At 55.2% G+C, this 6046-nt stretch carries 7 protein-coding genes; 4 read left to right on the forward strand and 3 right to left on the reverse strand.

Going from position 1 to position 6046, the window contains the following annotated elements:
* The 4 genes from ACOSYY_RS01530 to ACOSYY_RS01545 all read left to right on the forward strand — a co-directional run.
* The coding region (locus ACOSYY_RS01530; RefSeq protein ID WP_421660497.1) for an ABC transporter ATP-binding protein at positions 1-1224 on the forward strand (1224 nt) is incomplete at its 5' end.
* Positions 1221-1907, forward strand: coding sequence for a cysteine hydrolase family protein (locus ACOSYY_RS01535; protein WP_421660498.1), 687 nt, complete (start codon positions 1221-1223; stop codon positions 1905-1907). The genes ACOSYY_RS01530 and ACOSYY_RS01535, both read left to right, overlap by 4 nt.
* A 40-nt stretch (positions 1908-1947) precedes the next feature.
* Complete coding sequence (locus tag ACOSYY_RS01540; RefSeq protein WP_421660499.1) at positions 1948-2109, forward strand: hypothetical protein; 162 nt, start codon at positions 1948-1950, stop codon at positions 2107-2109.
* Complete coding sequence (locus tag ACOSYY_RS01545) at positions 2106-2507, forward strand: allophanate hydrolase-related protein (RefSeq protein ID WP_421660500.1); 402 nt, start codon at positions 2106-2108, stop codon at positions 2505-2507. Before ACOSYY_RS01540 ends, ACOSYY_RS01545 begins: the two co-directional genes overlap by 4 nt.
* A 176-nt stretch (positions 2508-2683) precedes the next feature.
* Here ACOSYY_RS01545 and ACOSYY_RS01550 read toward each other — a convergent pair whose 3' ends face one another.
* The 3 genes from ACOSYY_RS01550 to ACOSYY_RS01560 form a co-directional block, all read right to left on the reverse strand.
* Complete coding sequence (locus ACOSYY_RS01550) at positions 2684-2977, reverse strand: hypothetical protein (RefSeq protein ID WP_421660501.1); 294 nt, start codon at positions 2975-2977, stop codon at positions 2684-2686.
* Positions 2978-3207: 230 nt separating this feature from the next.
* Positions 3208-4332 (reverse strand): tetratricopeptide repeat protein, encoded by a 1125-nt coding sequence (locus ACOSYY_RS01555; protein WP_421660502.1) that lies wholly within the window; start codon positions 4330-4332, stop codon positions 3208-3210.
* Between the two features lie 262 nt (positions 4333-4594).
* On the reverse strand, positions 4595-6046 hold a 1452-nt coding region (locus tag ACOSYY_RS01560), incomplete at its 5' end, for a TonB-dependent receptor (RefSeq protein ID WP_421660503.1).

Genomic DNA, 6046 nt, shown 5'->3' on the forward strand with positions numbered 1-6046 from the left:
CTCGCGAACCTGGTGATCTCCAAGGCTCGGTTGGACCCTGTCATCAACTGGCAAAGAGAAGAACGGCAGTTGACCCAGTTCATGGAGAAGATGCCCTTCAAGGTATCGCTCACGGCTCGTGTCGGCTCCCTCGCCGCCGGCGAAAAGCAGAAAGTGGAGATTCTCAAGCAACTCGCGCTGAAGAACCGAATCCTCATTCTGGATGAACCGACTTCCGTTTTGACGCCGCAAGAAGCCGATGAAATGTTGGGGCACCTTCGAGCCATGACGCTGGCTCAACAATTGAGCGTTCTGATCATTACTCACAAGCTTCGCGAAGTGGCGGCCTTCGCGGATGATGTCACGGTCCTGCGCAAGGGGCGGTTCGTAGGTTCAGGACAAGTGTCGGAATTGAAAGTCACTCAGATGGCGGAGATGATGGTGGGGTCGGAAGTGACGGTGAAACCGAAACGACGGAACGAGCAGCCGAGCAAGATTCCCAAATTGGTCCTGCAAGATATCCGCGTCAAGGACGACATCGGTGTGGAAGTCGTGAGAGGCGTGCATCTCACCATCCATGAAGGCGAAATCGTCGGCGTGGCGGGAGTATCAGGCAACGGGCAGCGCGAACTGGTCGAGATCTTGGCGGGTCAACGCCAGGCCACGGCTGGGACGATCCGTGTGCGGGATCAGCCTTTCCAGCCGACCCGCGAGCAAATCATGCGGCACAAGATGTTCTGTCTTCCGGAGGAGCCGCTCCAAAACACGTGCGTGGGGCGCATGACGGTGGCTGAAAATCTGGCGTTCCGCAATTTCGATGTCCGGCCTCACGCGGTGGGAGGATGGCTCATCAATCGACCGGCACTGCGCCGGAGCGCACAGGGACTGATTGAGCGCTACAACATTAAACCACCCTATCCCGAGATCCCGATCCAATCGCTCTCCGGCGGTAACGTGCAACGCGCGGTCTTGGCGCGCGAGCTGTCGGCGGATGTGGAAATTCTGATCATCGCCAATCCATGTTTCGGGCTGGACTTTCTGGCCATGGAAGAAATTCGTTCGCAGATTGTGGCCGCGCGCAATCGCGGGACGGCGGTGCTGTTGGTCAGCGAAGATCTCGACGAGATTTTGGAACTCTCCGATCGCACGGTGGTGATGTTCAACGGTCAGTTCGTCTATGAAACCACGTCGTCCGGCGCCGACCTGGCCGTCATCGGACGACACATGACGGGGCATACGACATGAGTACGGTTCCCGCCTCCCCTTATCCTTATCCTTTGCCCGCGAAAGATTCAGGCAATCGAATGGCATTGGTGATTATCGATATGCAGCGCGACTTCGTTGAGCCGGGCGGATTCGGCGCTGCGCTGGGAAACAAGGTCGAGCGTCTGCAGAAGATCGTGCCGACGGTGGCGGGTCTGCTTAGGACATTTCGTGAATTGCGGTTGCCGGTTATTCACACGAGGGAGGGCCATCGTCCCGATCTTTCGGATTGCCCACCGGCCAAGAAACGGCGCGGCGATTCTACTCTTCGCATCGGCGATCCCGGTCCGATGGGGCGCATTCTGGTGCTGGGAGAGCCGGGGAACGAGATCGTTCCCGAATTGCGGCCTGAAGCCGGCGAGCTGGTGATCGACAAACCCGGCAAGGGAGCATTTTATGCAACCGGTCTCGATGAGCATCTGAAGGCGGATGGAATCACCCATCTGATTTTTACGGGAGTGACCACCGAAGTGTGCGTGCAAACCAGCATGAGGGAAGCCAATGACCGCGGATACGAATGTTTGCTGGTCGAGGACGGGACCGAAAGTTATTTTCCCGATTTTAAACAAGCGACGGTTCGCATGATCCAATCGCAGGGAGGCATCATCGGCTGGATCACGACGGCTGATCGCCTGACGGATGCCCTCCGTAACACCTACGGTTAACGACATAGAGAACTGAGCGCCATCCGCTTCAGGAGTGGAAATGTCTCGAGGAATAGCAATGGAGGAATTGTTACCGGCATGGCTGCTTCAAAACGACAGCGTGCGCCATCCCTCGCTCAGGGGCCGGCTCCACAAGGGAGCCTTGTTTCAGACCGATCTTATCAACGCAGTGTATCGAGCGATCATGGGGGGCGCCGCGTGAATGAGACCGATGTGCTGCTCGCGGTAAACGGCACGCTGATGCGGGGGCTCGAGCTCAACCCCAACATGGTGGCCGCCAAGGCAACGTTCGTCCGCGAGACGATGACCGAGCCGGCCTATCGCCTCTGGACGATCAACGATGAGCACCCTGCGATGCTGCGTGTCACCGATGGAACAGGCGTCAAGGTAGCCGTTGAAGTTTGGTCCGTGCCCGCCGAGGGATTGGCGGGAATCTTGATGAATGAGCCTCCCGGTCTATGTATCGGAAAGGTCCGTCTTGAAGACGGGACCGTCGTCTTAGGTGTGTTAGGCGAACCGGCGCTGGTCGAAAAGCACCGAGAAATCACCGCATATGGAGGCTGGCGCAGCTACGTGGCACAGCGTCCTACCGCACCCTGACACATAATTCAGATTGTTTCTTGTATAACAGCGGGGCGAAGGTCTAACAGTCGCGTCTCCACCCCTCGCTTGGTCCGAGCCGGAGACAGCTGCTCGGACTGGACGCAACGGCATTTGTTGTGAGCATGCTAGGAACCGCACTTAAGATCGGTTCCTATAGCCGTAGGTTCGTTTGATTACTTCTTTTTCACCGGATGGTGGGCCTCCTCGGCATGGGCCAGCGATTCTTCCGCATGTGTCAGCGATTCCTTCGCATGCTCGAGCGCTTCCTTTGCGTGGGCATTGTCGCTTCCCTGTATGGCTTCTTCCAGATGTTTAATCGCTTCCTTTTCGTGCGCAATGCCCTCCTTGGCGTGCTTGATGACTTCTTTAACGTGTCCCCCTTGGTCTGCAAGCGCCGAATTTGCGATCCCTCCTGCGAGCAAACCGCACACTGAAACAGCAACCACGGCCGCTTTCATCCTATGCATAGCCCACCTCCTTATAACATAACAATAGCCGGTAGGAATCGATTCTCCTGTCGTGAGCACCCTCTTGCTCATTCTGATTACATACTCTTCTGCCCTTTATCGGTCTACTCACAGCTGCTCCAGTTGCAACACAATTTTTGACTTTTTCGCGGGCCCTCTCAATGCCAGACAAAATCCCTGCTAGGCAGTACGCTCACCTAGGGCCTGTACAATGTCGAGACGAGACGCTCTCACCGCAGGAACAAGCCCTCCTGGAATGCGAGATTCTGACGCGCGCGTATGACCGCGGCCCGCTTGCGGAAGTGCGAAGCTTCCAATGGTTTTCCGATATCCATCAGCAAACTACTGTAACTTTGGAGCGTGACGGCCAATATGGGATGATTTCGACCCATGGTTTGTTGTTGAATCACCAGCGCGCGCTCGTAGCGAATCTTTGCTTCATCGAGTAGACCGCGTTCATGCGCCAACAGAGCCCAATTTCCTAGAATGCTGCCTGTCAGACTTTCTGCCGGTTCTTTGGCCGCTTCATTACTCGCAAGGGCTTCGCGATACCCCTTATCGGCATTTTCAGATAACCCTTGCACGTGATACAAGTTAGCCAGATTGTTCAGACAGAGAGCAACCGAGGGATGGTTATCTCCTAATCGAGCACGGCGAATCGCAAGCGCTCGCATATATAGCGGTTCCGCGAATGCGTACAGCTGCTTTTCCTTATACAGCGATGCCAGATTGTTAAGAATCGGTGCCGCATCATCTGAATTGGTCTCGTGGCGTCCTTCCAGCATAGCCAGGGCCAAATGAAATCGAGTTTCGGCCTGAACAAGCTTTCCCTGTCTTCTATAGAGGATTCCCAGGCCATTGTATTCAATCGCCAATGCCGGATGCCCAGGCTCCAACGACCGCTCTCTGATCTTGAGTGAACGAAGATAATACCTCTCCGCCTGCTCAAGCTGTCCATCCTCAACATAGATTTCCGCAAGATTGTGTAGGGCAGTTGCCACATTGGGATGCTCTATACCACCCGCCCGCCTCCAAACCGTTAGCGCCTGCTCGTAGTAGGACTTTGCCTCTGCGTATCGATTTTGTTCATGGAAAACGAGACCCAAATTGTTGAGAGACGTTCCCACACGTTCGTCGGTCATCCCGAGCAGGGTTGCTTCCTGATAGGCAGCTCGAAAAATCCGTTCCGCCTCCCTGTACGCTCCCTGTTCGCGTGCGGCAGTACCCGCTTCCGTCAAGCTTTGCCATCGATCAGTGGGGTCAGCTCCCACCGGGTTCGATGAAAGTAAGAAAAGAAACGGTACAATCGCAAGAAGAGTGGACCAGCTCCAGCCTCCTCCCCATCTCGGCCTCATCCATCACCCCTTTGATCAATCGCGCTACACCCGCCACGCGACATCTGTCCTGCCAACCCTCTTCAAAACACGCCTGCGTTTTATAACCCGTCGGCTAAGTCCCGAGTGTTCAGTTCGGAACAAGATTTAAAAGGGTTGGGAGAAGAGGCGGCAGGCAACCTTCACCCCCAACGCTTGGTCCCGAGCGAAGGCATCCCGCTGAATAGGGCCGGCCATCATGTCGACTGAGCCGACACGGCTCGTCTTGTGGCTGTGCCCCCCGCTACAACGTGACATTCACCCCGCCGAAGAATTGCCGTGGAGCTCCCATCCAGTTGGCCCCGACAATCGATACCAGATACGAGTCGTCGAGTATATTTTCTCCGATTACGAACGCACTGACATTTTTATAGATGGGATATGCCACATTGAAATCCAAAATGAACTGATCGCTCAGCTTGACCGTGTTATCGGTTGAGGCAAAGATGTTTTGGTTGGCTCGCAAACGAAACGCAAAATCGAGCCCCTCCGGCTGGCGGTACCGCAGCGTCACCGTCTCAGAATGGAGTGGGATATTGGGATTGCGATTCCCCACAATAGTGGGATCGGCGGGATTGGACGTGATGGTGGAGTCGGTATAGGTATAGCCGAAAATCGCCGACCAATGCTGTGCCAGCTCCACTTCGCCCAAGACTTCGACTCCGCGGCTTCGAAGTTTGCCCACATTGAACCATTGCAGAGTGAAGACGGGAAAGAAGCTCGTGGCAACCGGTGTAATTGCGTGATTGACCTCATTCCAGAAGAAATTGACCTGGCCCTTCAATCGGCTAATATTGAGATCGAGGCCGACATCTCCCCCTACCATAGTCTCAGGAGCCAACTGAGGATTGCTCCGCAAGCTAAATCCCGTCACGAGAAGGTTGTAATGCATGGCGTCAAGGGTGGGAGCACGAAAGGCCCGGTAGATAGAAGCCCGGATGGCGAGGGGCTCAATCAGCTGATAACGGGTGGCCAGTTTCGGATTGAGCTGCACCCGATCCTCGTTTGCAAAGTCGGTTGTTCCGCCCGGAGCGGATACCTGCTTGGATTCATAGTTACGGTAGTAATCCAGCCGCAGACTGCCCAAGATTTCCAGCTTCGGAATGGGGAAGACGCTGGCTTGACCAAATCCGCCCACAAACAGTTGCTTTCCATACCCATCGAGTGTGGTGGGGCTGGCTCCGGGCGCGCTAAAGACTTGCGACCGATCGACGCTCTGAATTTGGCGCAGATCCAACCCGAGCTGAACCGAGCGGAATATCTCGTTGATGGTCCGTGAATACTGTGTATAGCCTCCAATGCTGGTGGAGGGGATCTGATGGAGATTGGACAGAAAAGCTGAGTTCCGATCTCCTGGTATCACAAAGGAGGGATTGTTGGTCGTGAAATTCTGTTGCAGATAGAAGGCATTGGCCTCCACCGTTTCCGCCTCGCTTAATTTCCATGTCGCTCCTGTTTGGACATTCACCGTAAGCTGGTGATTGTCAGCCAACGCTCGACCGATGTTTTGGTTGCTGTTGTAATAATTCGCGCGGCCATACCATCGGAACTCGGGAGAAGTGTAGTCGGTTTTGAACGACACATTGGCGTTTCCTCCTCCGGCCGGTTGATCAATCGCCCCTCGTAGATCCGCCTGCTGCGGAATATACCCGTCCGTTTGGTGATAGTTAATATTGGCGCTGATTCCAAATCGATC

It is taken from the genome of Nitrospira sp. BLG_2 (assembly GCF_049222245.1).